Genomic DNA, 15,348 nt, shown 5'->3' with positions numbered 1-15,348 from the left:
GCCCCGCTGAAATCATCTCTGCCCACCCGATATGGGCGTTGCGGCCCTGCGATGGCCGCAACGCAGGCGCGCGGGCGCTCAGCCCTTCAGGACCTCGACCAGGGTCGAGCCGAGGCGGGCCGGCGACGGCGACACGCGGATGCCCGCGGCCTCCATGGCGGCGATCTTGTCCTCGGCGCCGCCCTTGCCGCCCGAGATGATCGCGCCGGCATGGCCCATGCGGCGGCCCGGAGGCGCCGTGCGGCCGGCGATGAAGCCGACCATCGGCTTCCTGCGCCCGCGCTTCGCCTCGTCCTTCAGGAACTGGGCGGCCTCCTCCTCGGCCGAGCCGCCGATCTCGCCGATCATCACGATCGACTCGGTCTTCGGGTCGGCGAGGAACAGCTCCAGCACGTCGATGAACTCGGTGCCCTTGACCGGGTCGCCGCCGATGCCGACCGCAGTGGTCTGGCCGAGGCCGGCATTGGAGGTCTGGAACACCGCCTCGTAGGTCAGCGTGCCCGAGCGGGAGACGATGCCGACGGAGCCCGGCCGGAAGATGTTGGCCGGCATGATGCCGATCTTCGACTCGCCGGCCGTGACGATGCCGGGGCAGTTCGGCCCGACGAGCCGCGACTTCGACCCCGTGAGCGCCCGCTTCACCCGCACCATGTCGAGCACCGGGATGCCCTCCGTGATGCAGACGATCAGCGGCACCTCGGCGGCGATCGCCTCGCAAATGGCGTCGGCGGCGCCCGGCGGCGGCACGTAGACCACCGAGGCCTCGGCGCCCGTGGCCTCGCGGGCCTCCGCAACGGTGTCGAACACCGGCAGGCCGAGGTGGGACGAGCCGCCCTTACCGGGGCTCGTGCCGCCGACCATCTTGGTGCCGTAGGCGATGGCCTGCTCGGAGTGGAAGGTCCCGTTCTTGCCGGTAAAGCCCTGGCAGATGACCTTAGTGTTGGCGTCGATCATCACCGACATGATCAGGCTCCCTTCACGGCGGCGACGATCTTCTGGGCGGCGTCGTCGAGGTCGTCCGCCGGGATGACGTTGAGGCCGGAATTGCGGATGATGGCCTTGCCCTGCTCGACGTTGGTGCCTTCCAGGCGCACCACCAGCGGCACCTGCAGGCCCACCGCCTTCACGGCCGCGATCACGCCGTTGGCGATCACGTCGCACTTCATGATCCCGCCGAAGATGTTGACGAGGATCCCCTTCACGTTGGGGTCGGCGGTGATGATCTTGAACGCCGCCGTGACCTTTTCCTCGGACGCGCCACCGCCGACATCGAGGAAGTTCGCCGGCTCCTCGCCGTAGAGCTTGATGATGTCGAGCGTCGCCATGGCGAGGCCGGCGCCGTTGACCATGCAGCCGATCGTGCCGTCGAGCGCGATGTAGGCGAGGTCGTACTTGGAGGCCTCGATCTCCTTGGCGTCCTCCTCGGTCTCGTCGCGGAGCGCCATGATGTCCGCGTGCCGGTAGAGGGCGTTCGAATCGAAGGCCATCTTGGCGTCGAGGCACTTGAGGTGCCCGTCGGCGGTCAGCACCAGCGGGTTGATCTCGAGGAGGCTCATGTCCTTGGCCACGAAGGCCGCGTAGAGCTTCTCCGTCAGCGCGGCGGCTTCCTTGGCCTGGGCGCCGGTAAGGCCCAGCGCCTTGGCGACGGCGCGGCCGTGATGGGGCATCACGCCCGTGGCCGGATCGACCGCGATCGTGTGGATCTTCTCGGGCGTGTCGTGGGCGACCGCCTCGATGTCCATGCCGCCCTCGGTGGAGACCACGAAGGCGACGCCGCCGGTGGTGCGGTCGACCAGCATCGAGAGGTAAAATTCCTCGGCGATCTGGGCGCCTTCCTCGATGTAGAGGCGGTTGACCTGCTTGCCGGCCGGTCCGGTCTGGATGGTCACCAGCGTCTGGCCGAGCATCTCGCCGGCGAACTGCTTGACCTCGTCGATCGACTTGGTGACGCGCACGCCGCCCTTGGCGCCTGCGGGAGCGCCCTTGAAGGTGCCCTTGCCGCGGCCGCCCGCGTGGATCTGGCTCTTCACGACCCAGACGGGGCCGCCGAGTTCCTTGGCGGCGGCCTCGGCCTCCGACGGGTTGAAGATGGCCACGCCGCGGGAGACGGGCAGGCCGAACTCCTTCAGCACGGCCTTGGCCTGATATTCGTGGATATTCATCGGAGCCTCGTAAGGAGGGGCGAATAGGTGGCAGCGAGCGGCGCGTAGAGAAATCGAGCGATTGGGATTCGAATCTCCGAACGCTACGCGCTGCCCGGTCCCCGCTTACCGGTCAGGCGAGGTTGCTGTCGACGGCCTTGCAGGCCTCGATGAGGCCCGTCACCGAGGCGACCGACTTCTCGAACATCGCCTTCTCGGCGGCGTCGAAGGTCACCTCCAGGACGCGCTCCACGCCGTTGGCGCCGATCACGATCGGCACGCCGATGAACATGCCCTTCACGCCGTACTGGCCGTCGAGGTAGGCGGCGCAGGGCAGGACCCGCTTCTTGTCGCGCAGGTAGCTCTCGGCCATGGCGATGGCGGAGGCGGCGGGCGCGTAGAAGGCCGAGCCGGTCTTGAGCAGGTTGACGATCTCGCCGCCGCCCTTGCGGGTCCGGTCGACCATGGCGTCGAGCTTCTCCTGGGTGGTCCAGCCGAGCTTGACCAGGTCGGTCAGCGGCACGCCCGCGACCGTGGAGTAGCGGGTCAGCGGGACCATGTCGTCGCCGTGGCCGCCGAGCACGAAGGCGGTGACATCCTCCACCGAGACCTTGAACTCCTCCGCCAGGAAGTGGCGGAAGCGGGCCGAGTCGAGCACGCCGGCCATGCCGACGATCTTGTTGGTGGGCAGGCCCGAGAATTTCTGCAGCGCCCAGACCATGGCGTCGAGCGGGTTGGTGATGCAGATCACGAAGGCGTCCGGCGCGTAGGTCTTGATGCCCTCGCCCACCGCCTGCATGACCTTCAGGTTGATCCCGATCAGGTCGTCGCGGCTCATGCCSGGCTTGCGCGGCACGCCGGCGGTGACGATCACCACGTCGGCGCCCTTGATGGCAGCGTAGTCGCTGGCCCCCGCGTAGGTCGCGTCGAAGCCCTCGACCGGGGCGGCCTCGGCGATGTCGAGGGCCTTGCCCTGCGGCACGCCGTCCACGATGTCGAACAGCACCACGTCGCCGAGGTCCTTGAGGCCGGCCAGGAGGGCCAGGGTGCCGCCGATCTGGCCGGCGCCGATGAGCGCGATCTTGTTGCGAGCCATGTCGGATGTGTCTCCGCTGCGTTCGACTTCGGTGATGCGTTGCGCGAGGCCGGGACTGCTCGGCCGCAAGGGGCCGAGACCGGATTCGCCACTCTGAAATCTGCGCGGCTGTGTGGCCGAAAAGCACCGTGGCTTCAACCCGATGCAGCGCGGGGAGGCTACCCGCCGGACGGCCGCCAGGCGCTGCCGGGGCGCCGGAGGCTGCAAGGAAACGTCAACGTCGCGAAGGTTTTAGGTGCAGTGCACCCTTGGCCGAACGGGCCGGGAGGCCCGGATGACAGATCTGAAAAGCTGTCATTTTGCGCTGTGGGGGGCGGCCCGGCACAGCGAATTCGAAAAGCGAAAGGCCCGGACGGGCGGTCCGGGCCTTCGTTGCGGTCGCTCTGTCAGACGGACGTCAGAGGATGCCGGAGCGCAGGACCCGCTGGATCGCGTGGATGACGGCCCCGAACCGGGCCTCGATCAGGTCGCGCGGAACCTCGGCGTCGTGCTGGATCGCCAGCGGATGCGTGAAGCGGTAGCTCGCGTCGAAGATGTAGGCGATCGCGCGCTCCCGATCGCGGGCCGAGAAGATCCCGGAGGTGATCCCCTCCTCGACCACCCGCTCCACGAGACTGCGAAGGCGGACACGGTGCCGCCGGGCGATCGGTCGGGCCGACACGGTGGCGTCGAGATGGACCGCGAACAGGTTCGGCTCGTCGAACAGGGCGTCCCGCTGGACCGTCGCGAGGGCGGTCAGCAGACGCTCGATCTTGTCGTCGGCGGGATCGGGCGCATCGGCGATGCCGGCGAGCCGGGCCTCGACCTCGCGCAGCCAGCGTCCCGCCACCGCGTCGAGGAGCGCATCCTTCGACGGGAAGTAGCGATATACGTTGGCGTGCGTCATGCCGGCTTCCGCGGCGACGGCTACGACCGTCACGCGCTTGGGTCCGAGCCGCGACAGGTGCTCGGTGGCGATGCCGAGGAGCCGCACGTCGGCCGCGACCGGAGCCCGCGGACGCGCCGGATTCACCCCGTCACCGCTTTCGCGGAGCGCGCCGGTCTCGGCGTCGGCGACGGTGAGCTTGGCCTTGGCGCTGAGCGCTTCTTCCTTGGACCCGTCAGACTCTGGTTTGAGGAAGGGAAGTGGAAGGCGGGAAGTGGACAGGTGGTAGGGCGAGACGGACCCCCATCATACCGGCTGAAGCGTCCCGGCGCTTCGCGTTGACGTTGCGGCTTCCCCCCGGGAGCCCAGTTACCTGAGCGGATTAGGACCGCTTAAAAACTCCTATGTGTCAGTTTGCCTTGAGAAGGCAACAAATTTTTCTCGTTATCACCTACGTCAGAAGCGGTTCTTCCACGCCCTTAAGGCGACGAACACCGCTTCGGGATCGCTTTCCCGCGGCATATCGACGGATCGGGCCAGGGCCGGCCGCGCGCTTCGCAGGAAGGGATTGGTCGCCCGCTCGGCACCCATGGTCGACGGGATCAGGAAACGGCCCTCCGCCTTGGCCTGCTCGGCCTCGGCGAAACGCGCTTTGAGGTCCGGGTTGTCCGGGTCCGCCGCCAGGGCGAAGCGGGCGTTGGAGAGTACGTAGTCGTGGCCGCTGAAGACCTGCGTCGCGTCGGGCAGGTCGTCGAAGCGTCGCAGCGACCGGTAGAGAGTCTCGGGCGGGCTCTCCATCACCCGGCCGCAACCCAGGGTAAACAGCGTGTCCCCGGCGCAGACGAGGCCGGCCGCTGCGAACCAGTAGGTGACGTGGTCGGCGCAGTGTCCCGGCGTCTCCCAGACCTTGGCCTCGAGTCGGCCGACCCTCACGATGTCGCCCTCGCGCACCGTGACGTCCACCTGCGGGACCGCATCGCCGGCCTTGGCGGGCGCGACGACCCGGGCACCGGTGGCCTGTTTCACTGCGGGGATGCCCTCGACGTGGTCGCCGTGCCGGTGCGTGACCAGGATGTCGGTCAGCCGCCAGCCGGTCTCCTCCAGGGCCTTCAGGACCGGTTCGGCCTCCGGCACGTCGATCGCCGCGCAGGCCCCGGTCTCCGGATCCCGGATCAGTACGCCGATATTGTCGCTGCGGCAGAGGAAGGTGCGAATCTCGGTCTCGGCGGCCATCGGACGGGATCTCCCAGGGGCGCGAAAGGGCGCGAAATCTGTTGCCGTGAACAGGCGATGGTCCGGGCGGGTTCCTCAGGCGCTTGCCGCGCGCCCCGCGGCTCACCATTGAGTACGAAGACCGTTCCGTCCGCGAACTCCTGTTCCTCCATGCGTCTCGACGTCAACGGCTTGCGGGCCTTCTACGCCAGTCCCCTGGGCCGCACGACGCACCGGGTGGTCGGCCGCGCGCTACACGGGTTCCTCGGCTCCGTCTCGGGGCTGCGCGTCCTCGGGATCGGCTACGCGACACCGTATCTCGGGCCGATCCACTGCATCGCCGAGCGCACGCTCGCGTTCATGCCGGCCAGCCAGGGCGTCGTGAACTGGCCGGGCACCGGCCGCTCCTGCGCGGCCCTCGCCGATCCCACCATGATGCCCCTGCCGGAGGCGGCCATCGACCGGGTGATCCTGGTCCACGCCCTCGAATCGGTGGAGAGTCCGACGGAGCTGCTGCAGGAGGTCTGGCGGACCCTCACGCCGGGCGGCCGGATGATCCTCGTGGTGCCGAATCGCCGGGGGGTCTGGGCGCGCCGGGAGGCGACGCCGTTCGGTCACGGGCAGCCCTACAGCCGCTCGCAACTCGGCCGGCTGATGCGGGACACGCTGTTCTCGCCGGTGAGCTGGTCCGAGACCCTGTACATGCCGCCGGTGCGCTCGCGCCTGATGCTGCGCACCGGCCCGGCCTGGGAGCGGCTCGGCACCAGCCTGTCCCTGCCCTTCGCCGGCCTGCACGTGGTCGACGCCACGAAGCAGCTCTACCGGCCGGTCGCCGTGCAGCAGGTGCGGCGCGCCCGTCGCCTCGCTCCGGCCCGGGTCCTGGTGCCGGCCCCCTCTCCAGGCTGACCCGGATGCGCGACACAGGCGTCCGGTGGACGATGATCCAGGACAGCGCGCGACACGGCCGGCCCCGATGAGCATCGACTTCACCGTCCAGCAATTCCTGCTCGCCCTCTCGGCGCTGTTCTCGATCGTGAATCCGATCGGGGGGGCCTTCATCTTCGCGCAGGTCACGGGCGCTTTCAGCCACGCCGAGCGCGTGCTGCTGTCGCGCCGGATCGGCGTCTACGCCGCCCTGGTGATGCTCGGAGCCCTGTGGGCGGGCACGCCGATCCTCAACTTCTTCGGCGTCACCCTGGGCGCGTTGCGGATCGCCGGCGGCCTCGTGGTCATGTCGTCGGCCTGGACGCAGCTGAACCGGCCGGAGGCGCGGGAGGCGCGCAAGCAGGCGGAAGCCTCGGGGTCGGCGGATCGCCCTGCGGTTCCGGCGGAACCGCAGGGCGATCCGGCGCCCGGGCCGCTCGCCGATATCGCCTTCTTCCCGCTGACGCTGCCCTTCACCACGGGGCCCGGCACGATCGCGGTGGCCATCACCCTGGGCGCCAACCGGCCCGCGGCTTACGCGGAGCGGTTGAGCTTCTACGGCGGCGTGACGCTGGCGGCGCTGGTGGTCGCCGCCACGGTGGCGGTGCTCTACGCCTCGGCGGACCGGGTCGTCGCGCTCATCGGCCCGGCCCGCGCTCGGGTGACCGGGCGCCTGTTCGCCTTCCTGCTGCTCTGCGTCGGAACGCAGATCCTGATCAACGGCCTCATGGACGTGTTCGCCCCCCTGGCGGCGTCACGCTGACGGCCGGGCKGCGTGCGGAGTCGGACCGGCTGGCGGCACCGCACCTGAGCCGCCGAACGCCGCGACGTGCCTAGGAGGCTGCGTGCCGGCGGCCGGTCGGCATCTCCAAAAAGCCGCCGACGATCCTGAATGCGCGAGCGACTGCGATTCGCGAAAGGCTGGCATTGGCTCGGCTTGGATCCAGCTGGAAGGCAGATCGTCGCGTTGGATCGAACCGCGTTCCATCCCAATGAAGGGCCGTATTCATTCGAATTTTTACATCGAATGGCAGCTTTTATTTCTATAGATCTGCGTATAATATGTATTGAATAGATATATATAGATATTGTCTGGTAAACTTTCGAGCGTGATTGTTTGTTAATGTTCGCGATATAGAGCCAGATTGGCGAGGACAACTGATCAGGTAAGGCTTGCATCCCGTGGTATCCCGCGCAAGATCTTTCTGGAACTCGGCCGCTGCAGAACCGAGCGTCGCGGGTCAATCCGCTGGCGACATGGAACCATCAACGGAGTGCAGTGCGTGGCGAGGGACGCCATTCCGAAGCCCCACCGGCGGCGCAACGGGCCTGGACGACGCGTGGCTCGGAATCACCGCGTCCGGTCTTTCCCCTGTCCGGGGCACGGCCGCGCGCCGCGCCGGGCGGAGCGAGGCCGGAACCGCCGGGACCCGAGCGCTGCCCGGCTCCGGTGCTCTCCGGTCCGATGCCGGCGCGGGCATGACCGAATTTTCCGACCGAGAGGGACCGAAAATTCCGGATCCGGCCGCGCCATCGAGGCCCGTGTGCCGCCCGCTCGACGCCCCCTGACCCCGTGAACCCCAACCCCGCCCGGAACCTGTGCCGGGCGTCCCGCGCGTCCGGAAGCCGATCCGCGCGCATCAGCAAGGAGACATCGCATGACCGACGGTACGCAGATCAAGGTCCCGGCTTGGTACAGCCCGGATGAGATCCAGGACATCCAGCGCGACCTTCTGGGCGCCGCCGCAAAGATCCTCGTGCTCTGCCTGGGCGGCAAGGGCGGCGTCGGCAAGACCACCATCGCTCTTCAGGTCGCCGACCTCTGCGCGGAGGTCGGTCCTGTGCTGGCGATCGACACCGATCCGGCCAACCGGCACTTCCACACGGCGCTGATGCAGGAAACCAGTCCCGGCAGCGACGCTTTCGTTCCCCGTCGCCCGGGCGTCGCCGGCTTCCGGCAGCGCCTGCGCGCCGAGGACAGCACGGGCCGCGTCGATCCGACCCTGTGTCAGGACCTGATCGAGCGGGTGATCGAGACGGCCGAGCGCTTCATCGTGGTCGACTTCCCGGCCGGCGATACCGAGACCACCCGCCGCTGCACCGAGATCATCGTGGAGAGCTGCCGGGAGGCGAATGTCCGCCTCGCCGTGGTGGTCGCGGCCGGTGCGGTCGATCCCACCGCCCTGGAGGTGCTCAGGGAACTTCGGCCGATGCTGATCGAGTGCGATCGGGCGATCCTGGCCAAGAACACGGCCCAGGCGACCAATTTCGACTATCTCGAAACGTCCGATCTCGTGCGCGCGCTGCGCAAGCAGTCGAATTTCCGCGTCATCGAGATCGAACGGATCGGCGAGCGGCTGATCGAGGCCCTGCGCGTGCAGCACATGACCTGGCAGGACCTGGCGAACGGCGCGCCGATGCGCCTGCGGGTCGAAGGCCGCCGCCTGCGGCGCAACTTCCACACGGCGTGGCGGGATGCGCTCCGGCCGTGACCAACCTCGAGCGGTTCTACCGGTCGGTCCACGGCCGCGATCTCCAGCCCTGGGAGCGCCAGCTCGCCGTGCGGATCGCGGCCGCCCTGAACACCACGACGGACGACGACTTCGTCGTCCACCTGCTCCTCGTGTACATGTCCACCAACGCCATCACCAACATGTACAACGAGCTGGTCGCGGCCCGGAACAGCATCGCCGAAGACAGCAGAGCCCTGACCCAGACGTTCACGGGCGATCTGCGCCGCAACAGGGTGATGACCTATGGGCTGATCGGGATCGCAGCCTTCGGCCTCCTCACCAGCGCCGGGCTCCTCGGCATCGTCCTCAATCTGTCACACGGCTCCGCGGCCAACGAGACGCGCCTCGCCGCCGCGCTGGAGGCCTGTGAGCGGCGCGCCCCGGCCGGCGGCCCGCCGGGTTTCGGGGTCGGTCGCTGACCGGGGCGGGGCTGCGCCGTCACGGCCCGGCCCCCGCAACGGTCCTGCCTTGGCCGCGTCGGTGATCCACGCGGTGCACGGCTATTCGAGACGGACGGACACGCTGTCGCTGGCGCCGGTCGCATCAAGCACCGAGATCCGGGCGAAGCCCGCACCGCCCGGGACCCACTCGGCCCGGCGCCGCGGCGTCTGCACCACCGGCTGGCCATCGACCAGCCAAGTGAGCGGCGGGACGCCGCCCAGCGCCTTGAGGGCGAGGCCCGGATTGCCGTCCGCCGCGCCATGGCCGTCCGTCGCGAGGCCGAGATCGATCCAGGCGCCGTCCGGCGGATAGGCGATCCGCAGGACCGGTCCCTGCGTGTCGGGCGTCTCGCGTCCGAAGTGCCGCAGCGGCGGCGGCAGGCCCCCCGTCCCGGCGACGAGCGCATCCCGCGGCTGCAAGACCGCCTCGGGCTCGATCCCGAGGCGCGCGAAGGCGTCGAACAGGATCGGCGCCGCGACCGTGCGGCCCACGAGCCCCGGCACGGCGGCGCCGTCCGGCCTCCCAGCCCAGACGACGATCGTCGCGTGCCGGTCGAACCCGGCCGCCCAGGCGTCGCGGTACCCGTAGGAAGTGCCGGTCTTGTAGGCGATGCGGTTCGGGAGGGCGTTCTCCGGCGGCGGCGTCCCGCGCAGGATGTCGGCGACGTACCAGGCGGCCACGGGCTCCGCGACCCTGCGAGTGGATTCGGTCGCGGCCCCATCGGCGCGGCGGATGAGGTCCGGCACCGCACCGCCGCGGGCGAGTCCGGCATAGAGGCGCGCGAGGTCGGTGAGCGTGATGCCGAGGCCGCCGAGGGCCACCGGAAGACCCGGGGCCGCCTCGCGCGGGAGCTGGATCGCCGCCCCGGCGGCGCGCAGCCGCGCGATGAAGCGGGCGGGACCGACGGCATCCATCAACGCGACCGCGGGCACGTTGAGCGAGAGCTGCAGGGCACGCCGGGCCGTGACCGTGCCCTGGAAGGTCAGGTCGAAATTCTCCGGGGCGTAGCTCGCCGAGAAGCGGGCCGGCCGGTCCTCCAGCAGCGTCTCGGGATGGGCGAGTCCGTCCGCGAAGGCCATGGCGTAGACGAACGGCTTCAGCGCCGAGCCGGGGGAGCGCACCGCCAGCGTCATGTCGATGGCGCCGCGCCGGTTTTGATCGAGGTAGCCGGCGCTGCCCACCTGGGCCAGCACCCGCCCGTCACGGTTGTCGATAACGAGGATCGCCACCGAGAGGTCCGGGCCGGCGGCGGCCGCGCGCTCGGTGGCGAGCGCTTCCAGCCGCTCCTGCAGGCGCCCGTCGATGGCGAGGCGGATCATCGAGGCCCCGGAATCTGCCGCGACGGCCTCCTCGGCGGCGTGCGCCGCGAGCATCGGGAAGGGCTTGCGCGCCGCCGGGACCGGCTCGGCGCGGGCGGCATCGGCCTCCGCCGGGGTCAGGACGCCCTGGGCGGTGGCGACCGCGAGAACGCGGTCCCGGGCGGCGCGGGCGCGTTCCGGAAACCGGTCCGGACGGCGGGTCTCGGGCGATTGCGGCAGGGCGACGAGCAGCGCCGCCTGTGCCGCGGTCAGCCGGACCGGCTCCCGCCCGAAATACGCCACGCTCGCCGCCCGCACGCCCTCCAGCGGCCCGCCGTAGGGCGCGAGCGCGAGGTAGAGATCGAGGAGGCCGGATTTGCCGAGACGCCGTTCCAGCATGACCGCCCGCACCATCTGGCGGAGCTTGGCCGCGAGCGAGCGCTCGCCCCGCGGCTCGACCAGGCGGGCCACCTGCATCGACAGGGTCGAGGCGCCCGAGACGATGCGGCCTCGGGTCAGCCACTGGAACGCGGCGCGCAGCACCGCGGCCGGGTCGATCCCGGGGTGGCGCGCGAACCGGCGATCCTCGTAGGCGAGCAGCATCGCCCGGTAGCGCGGATCGACGGCCTCCGCGGTGACCGGCAGGCGCCAGCGCCCGTCCGCCGTCGCGAAGGGCCGCAGGAGGGTGCCGGACCGGTCCAGCACCACGGTCGAGCGCGCTGCGGCGGCGGCGAGGTCGAGGGGCGGCAGCGCCCGGGCATAGGCCCAGAGGCCGCCGGCTCCGGCCGCCAGCATCCCGAGCCCGAGCGCCGCAGCTCCGAGGGCCGAGCGTAGGCCCAGCCGTCGTCCCCGCGATGCCGCCCTCTGCCTCGGATCGAACCCGTCGTGCGGCACGCAATCTCCCGGTTCCGGCTCCGCTGGCGGAGGATCCCCGGTTCCCGCGCAGCCGACAAGTCCCCGGGAAGCCCGACAGGTTGAGAGCGGGCGTCCGTGCCTGCTCGGTCCGCGCCTACGCCAGACCGATCCCGCGCAGTCCCGCGAGGGACGGTCGATCCGGGCGCTGCACCCGAATCGGGAAGGGCACGACGTTGGAGGGGGTCCCGGCGAACCCGGTCTCGGGTGGGGGGGCCGTGTCGCGCGCCGTGTCGCGCACCTTGCCGTGCTTCCCCCAGCGCTCGATCCGCTTGAAATACGTCCGCCTCGCCAGCCAAGCCGGAATGCGCCTGCCCTTTTGCATGATCTGCCCCTCGCCGATGCGACCCGCGACGCGCCATACAGTCCGCCGATCCGAGCACGCCAAGCGTTTCGAATCAGGGCTGTATTCGTGATACGAGCGAATCCCGTGCAGCACCGCATCCCCCGTTTGGGTGACGCAGGGCACGGGCGCGCGGGTCAGGCCGCCGCGATTTCCTTCGCCCGCTCCAGCGCGAGCTTGGTGACGCTCACTTGGTCGATCTTGCCTGTGCCGAGCATCGGGATCGTCTCAAGCACCACCACCTCGGCGGGAATCGCCACGTCCGAGGCGCCGCGGCTCTTCGCGAAGCTCTGGTAGGCCGCCCGGGTCGCGTCCTTCTCCTGCGTGAACAGGATCAGCCGCTCGCCCTTGCGGGCGTCCGGCACCGCCGCCACCGCGCTCAGGCGATCCGGCCAGAGTTCCGCGGCGAGCGCCTCGACGCCGGCAAGGGAAATCATCTCCCCGGCGACCTTGGCGAAGCGCTTCGCCCGGCCCTTGATGGTCACGAAGCCCATCGGGTCGATCGCCACGATGTCGCCGGTGTCGTGCCAGCCCCCCGGCGGCGGCTCGAGGACGCCCGGCTTCTCGGCGCGCAGGTAACCCAGCATGATGTTGGGTCCGCGCAGGGACAGGCGTCCCCCCTCCTCGATCCCCGGCACCGGCTCCAGGCGGGTCTCGATCCCGGGCAGGATCCGGCCGACCGTGCCGAAGCGGTTGAACATCGGCGTGTTGAGCGCCACCACCGGTCCGCACTCGGTGACGCCGTAGCCTTCCAGGATGCGCAGGCCGAATTTTTCAGCCCAGGTCCTCCGGGTGGTCTCCTTCACGGCCTCCGCGCCGGCCACGACGTAGCGGAGGGAGCGCAGGTCGTAGGAATGGGCCGCCCGGGCGTAGCCCGTCAGGAAAGTGTCGGTCCCGAACAACACGGTGCTGTTCGAGCCGTAGATCAGCTCCGGCACGATCCGGTAGTGCAGCGGCGACGGGTAGAGATAGACCGGCACCCCCGAGACCAGGGGCAGGACCAGCCCGGCCGTGAGGCCGAAGGCATGGAAGACCGGCAGCACGTTGAACACCTTGTCGGTGGGGCCGAAATCGATCCGGGCCGCCACCTGCGCCACGTTGGCCAGCATGCAGCGGTTGGCGAGCACCACGCCCTTCGGCGTGCCCTCGCTGCCCGAGGTGAACAGGACCGCCGCCGGATCCTCGCCCGAGCGCGTCACCAGGGGGCGCCGGGGGCTCAGCAGCCCGCGGAACTTGTCGGCCTTGGTGATGGTCGCCCGCACGTCCTCCAGATAGACGAGGTCGATGGAGCCGCGGATCGCCTCCACCAGCGCGCCGAGGCGCCCCTTCTCGATGAAGGCGCGCGAGGTCAGGATCCTGTCCACCTGCGCGGCTCGGCAGGCCGAGAGGACGTTGGCGGGACCGGCCGAGAAGTTGATCATCGCCGGCACCCGGCCCGCGGAGGCCAGGGCGAACAACGTCACCGCGGCACCGTTGGCGTTCGGCAGCATCACGCCGATCCGGCCGCCCTCGGGGGCCAGCGGCATCAGCTTGCGGCCGAGCACGTTCGCGCCCATCACCAGGCGGCTGTAGGTCAGGCGGCCGCCGACCGGGTCCTCCAGGGCGTTGCGGCCCCAGCCGTGACGCTCCCCCGCCGCGATCAGCGCCGCCATCAGGCCGCGGTCGATGTCGGTCGTGCGGAACAGGAGGTCCGACATGATCCCGTAGAGGGCGGCTCCCGCCGCCTGCCGGCGCGCCTTGCCCTTGAGCGCGGGGTCCACCGTCAGGCGCACCGGCGGCATGACCGTCACGGTTACCTTCGGCCACCAGCGGCGGCGGACCTGCCCGCGCGACAGACGCGAGAACGCGGTGCGCTCCAGCCCGTCGATCTTCACGGGCACCACCATGGCCCCCGCCTTGTCGGCGATCAGTCCGGCGCCGTCGTACACCTTCATTAGGCTGCCGGTGACCGTGAGCCGGCCCTCGGGAAAGATGATCAGCGTCTCGCCGCTCTTGACCGCGTTGATCAGCGTCCGCGTGGCCAGGGGACGGGTCGGGTCGAGCGGCATCGCCTTGGTGACGCGCAGGAACGGGCGCACCCACCAGCGCTGCGCGATCCCGCTGTCGATCGCGAAGACCGGCTCCTGATCGAGGAGGGACAGGGCGAGCGGCGCATCGAGGAACGACACGTGGTTGAGGGCGACGATACAGTTCGGCCCGGCCGCCGCGATGTTGTCGAAGCCGCGGACCTCCAGGCGGTAGAAGGCCCGGAACAGGATCGACAGGGCATCCCGGAACGGGCTCGTCTGGAGGGTCGCAAACACGACCGCACCGACGACGAGGTTCAGAACCGCCACCACGGCGAGCAGGTGCGCGATCGAGAGTCCGGCGCCTTGAAGGGCCGCCAGCGCCAGGGTGCCGGCCACCATGAAGGCCGCCGTCATGACGTTGACCGCGCCGATGATGCGCGCCCGCATCGCCTTCTCGGCCCAAGCCTGCACGGCCGCGAAGGACGGCACGATGTAGAGGCCGCCGGAGATCGCCAGCCCCAGGAAGTCGATGCCGGTGCGCAGGCCGTGGCCGGTCCGCAGGAAGTCGAAGGGGCCGATGGCGTCCGCGGGCGGCGCCGGCAGATGTCCGACTGTCCAGGCGAGGTCGAGGCCGAACAGGCCCATCAGCACTGCACCCACCGGCGTCGGGAGCAGCACGATCCGGCCGCTGGCGAGCCACGAGGCGAGGCCCGACCCGAGCGCGATGCCGATGGAGAACAGCGCCAGCAGCAGCGTGATCACCGTCTCGGTGCCGTTGAAGGCGCCGCGCACCAGCACCGGCAGCAGCGACAGGATCACAACGCCGACCAGCCAGAACCAGCTCACGATCAGCGAACCGCGCCACAGCCGCGTATCGGCCCAGAGGTCGCGCAGCAGCGCGTAGGTCGAGCGGGCGATGTTCGGATCGATGCGCAGGTCCGGCGCCCCCTCCCCGGTCGCCGGGATCATCCGGGCCGAGAGCCAGCACAGGACGGCAAAGCCCATCACCAGGGCGCCGAACACGACGCCGGATCCGCCCATCGCCGAAGCCGCGCCGGCCGCGATCGTGCCGAGCAGGATCGCCAGGAAGGTCGCGGCCTCCACGAGGGCGTTGCCGGCGGGCAGTTCCTCGCGGCGGAGGTGGTCGGGCAGGATCCCGTATTTGATCGGGCCGAACAGGGCCGCGATCGTCCCGAACAGGCCCAGCGCCACGAACAGCACCGGTACGGAATGGAGCAGGAAGCCGATCACAGCGGTGCCGGCCGCGAAGATCTCGGCGAATTTCAGCCGCCGCGCCATCAGCGCCTTGTCGTACCGGTCTGCCCACTGGCCACCGAGACCCGACAGGATGAAGAACGGCCCGATGAACACGGCGCTCGCGAGCGTCACCAGCACGCCCGCATGGGCATCCGCCTGGCCGCCGATCCCGAACAGGATCAGGAAGGCGAGCGCGTTCTTCAGGAAATTGTCGTTGAATGCCGAGAAGAACTGGCACCAGAACAGCGGCGCGAAGCGCCGCGCAGTCATCAGGCTACGGAACATGGCGGTCTCTCGGTTCCGAACCTGACTGGCCCACGAGAGACGGTCAGGTCAA

The 15,348-nt window shown here is 70.1% G+C and carries 12 protein-coding genes; 4 read left to right on the top strand and 8 right to left on the bottom strand.

Translation table 11 applies throughout. The annotated features are described in order from the left end of the window. Nucleotides 1–78: 78 nt before the first annotated feature. From sucD to gloB, 5 genes are all read right to left on the bottom strand, one after another. Nucleotides 79–963, bottom strand: a complete 885-nt coding sequence (gene sucD, locus AC1DXK_RS13840; protein ID WP_457106138.1) for a succinate--CoA ligase subunit alpha — start codon at nucleotides 961–963, stop codon at nucleotides 79–81. 2 nt (nucleotides 964–965) lie between these two features. After that, nucleotides 966–2,162 (bottom strand): ADP-forming succinate--CoA ligase subunit beta, encoded by a 1,197-nt coding sequence (gene sucC / locus AC1DXK_RS13835; RefSeq protein WP_457106139.1) that lies wholly within the window; start codon nucleotides 2,160–2,162, stop codon nucleotides 966–968. Nucleotides 2,163–2,274: 112 nt separating this feature from the next. Then, a complete protein-coding gene (gene mdh / locus AC1DXK_RS13830) occupies nucleotides 2,275–3,237 on the bottom strand; it encodes a malate dehydrogenase (RefSeq protein WP_457106140.1) in 963 nt (320 codons plus the stop codon). Nucleotides 3,238–3,634: 397 nt separating this feature from the next. Continuing rightward, nucleotides 3,635–4,249: a TetR family transcriptional regulator gene (locus AC1DXK_RS13825; RefSeq protein WP_457106141.1), complete on the bottom strand. Its 615-nt coding sequence runs from the start codon at nucleotides 4,247–4,249 to the stop codon at nucleotides 3,635–3,637. 309 nt (nucleotides 4,250–4,558) lie between these two features. Continuing rightward, on the bottom strand, nucleotides 4,559–5,335 hold the full coding sequence (gloB, locus tag AC1DXK_RS13820) for a hydroxyacylglutathione hydrolase (protein ID WP_477298056.1): 777 nt from the start codon (nucleotides 5,333–5,335) through the stop codon (nucleotides 4,559–4,561). Between the two features lie 150 nt (nucleotides 5,336–5,485). Here gloB and AC1DXK_RS13815 point away from each other — a divergent pair, with 150 nt between their 5' ends. The 4 genes from AC1DXK_RS13815 (at nucleotide 5,486) to AC1DXK_RS13800 (ending at nucleotide 9,170) form a co-directional block, all read left to right on the top strand. Further along, nucleotides 5,486–6,220: a methyltransferase domain-containing protein gene (locus AC1DXK_RS13815; RefSeq protein ID WP_457106143.1), complete on the top strand. Its 735-nt coding sequence runs from the start codon at nucleotides 5,486–5,488 to the stop codon at nucleotides 6,218–6,220. Nucleotides 6,221–6,287: 67 nt separating this feature from the next. Further along, nucleotides 6,288–7,001 carry a MarC family protein gene (locus AC1DXK_RS13810; RefSeq protein ID WP_457106144.1) on the top strand — a complete coding sequence of 238 codons (714 nt, stop codon included), beginning with the start codon at nucleotides 6,288–6,290 and terminating at the stop codon, nucleotides 6,999–7,001. 895 nt (nucleotides 7,002–7,896) lie between these two features. Next, the gene (locus AC1DXK_RS13805; RefSeq protein WP_457106145.1) at nucleotides 7,897–8,730 is read left to right on the top strand and encodes a nucleotide-binding protein; all 834 of its coding nucleotides are present in this window, start codon (nucleotides 7,897–7,899) and stop codon (nucleotides 8,728–8,730) included. Then, on the top strand, nucleotides 8,727–9,170 hold the full coding sequence (locus tag AC1DXK_RS13800; RefSeq protein WP_457106146.1) for a hypothetical protein: 444 nt from the start codon (nucleotides 8,727–8,729) through the stop codon (nucleotides 9,168–9,170). Before AC1DXK_RS13805 ends, AC1DXK_RS13800 begins: the two co-directional genes overlap by 4 nt. An 81-nt stretch (nucleotides 9,171–9,251) precedes the next feature. Here AC1DXK_RS13800 and pbpC read toward each other — a convergent pair whose 3' ends face one another. The 3 genes from pbpC to AC1DXK_RS13785 all read right to left on the bottom strand — a co-directional run bounded on the left by pbpC (nucleotide 9,252) and on the right by AC1DXK_RS13785 (nucleotide 15,296). After that, nucleotides 9,252–11,384, bottom strand: a complete 2,133-nt coding sequence (pbpC, locus tag AC1DXK_RS13795) for a penicillin-binding protein 1C (protein ID WP_457106147.1) — start codon at nucleotides 11,382–11,384, stop codon at nucleotides 9,252–9,254. Nucleotides 11,385–11,499: 115 nt separating this feature from the next. Continuing rightward, nucleotides 11,500–11,727, bottom strand: a complete 228-nt coding sequence (locus tag AC1DXK_RS13790; protein WP_457106148.1) for a hypothetical protein — start codon at nucleotides 11,725–11,727, stop codon at nucleotides 11,500–11,502. Nucleotides 11,728–11,882: 155 nt separating this feature from the next. Continuing rightward, nucleotides 11,883–15,296, bottom strand: a complete 3,414-nt coding sequence (locus tag AC1DXK_RS13785; RefSeq protein ID WP_457106149.1) for an acyl-[ACP]--phospholipid O-acyltransferase — start codon at nucleotides 15,294–15,296, stop codon at nucleotides 11,883–11,885. Between the last annotated feature and the right edge of the window lie 52 nt (nucleotides 15,297–15,348).

Source organism: Methylobacterium sp. P3_A11 (assembly GCF_056403155.1).
The sequence above is the reverse complement of the archived record's forward strand: the minus strand, read 5'-3'. Positions and strand labels throughout refer to the sequence as shown.

What these genes read in the sequence shown, in the direction of transcription:
- gloB (WP_477298056.1), bottom strand. Translation starts at nt 5,335, where the DNA reads ATGGCCGCCGAGACCGAGATTCGCACCTTCCTCTGCCGCAGCGACAAT.
- AC1DXK_RS13790 (WP_457106148.1), bottom strand. Translation starts at nt 11,727, where the DNA reads ATGCAAAAGGGCAGGCGCATTCCGGCTTGGCTGGCGAGGCGGACGTAT.
- AC1DXK_RS13815 (WP_457106143.1), top strand. Translation starts at nt 5,486, where the DNA reads ATGCGTCTCGACGTCAACGGCTTGCGGGCCTTCTACGCCAGTCCCCTG.
- AC1DXK_RS13785 (WP_457106149.1), bottom strand. Translation starts at nt 15,296, where the DNA reads ATGTTCCGTAGCCTGATGACTGCGCGGCGCTTCGCGCCGCTGTTCTGG.
- sucC (WP_457106139.1), bottom strand. Translation starts at nt 2,162, where the DNA reads ATGAATATCCACGAATATCAGGCCAAGGCCGTGCTGAAGGAGTTCGGC.
- AC1DXK_RS13810 (WP_457106144.1), top strand. Translation starts at nt 6,288, where the DNA reads ATGAGCATCGACTTCACCGTCCAGCAATTCCTGCTCGCCCTCTCGGCG.
- AC1DXK_RS13805 (WP_457106145.1), top strand. Translation starts at nt 7,897, where the DNA reads ATGACCGACGGTACGCAGATCAAGGTCCCGGCTTGGTACAGCCCGGAT.
- sucD (WP_457106138.1), bottom strand. Translation starts at nt 963, where the DNA reads ATGTCGGTGATGATCGACGCCAACACTAAGGTCATCTGCCAGGGCTTT.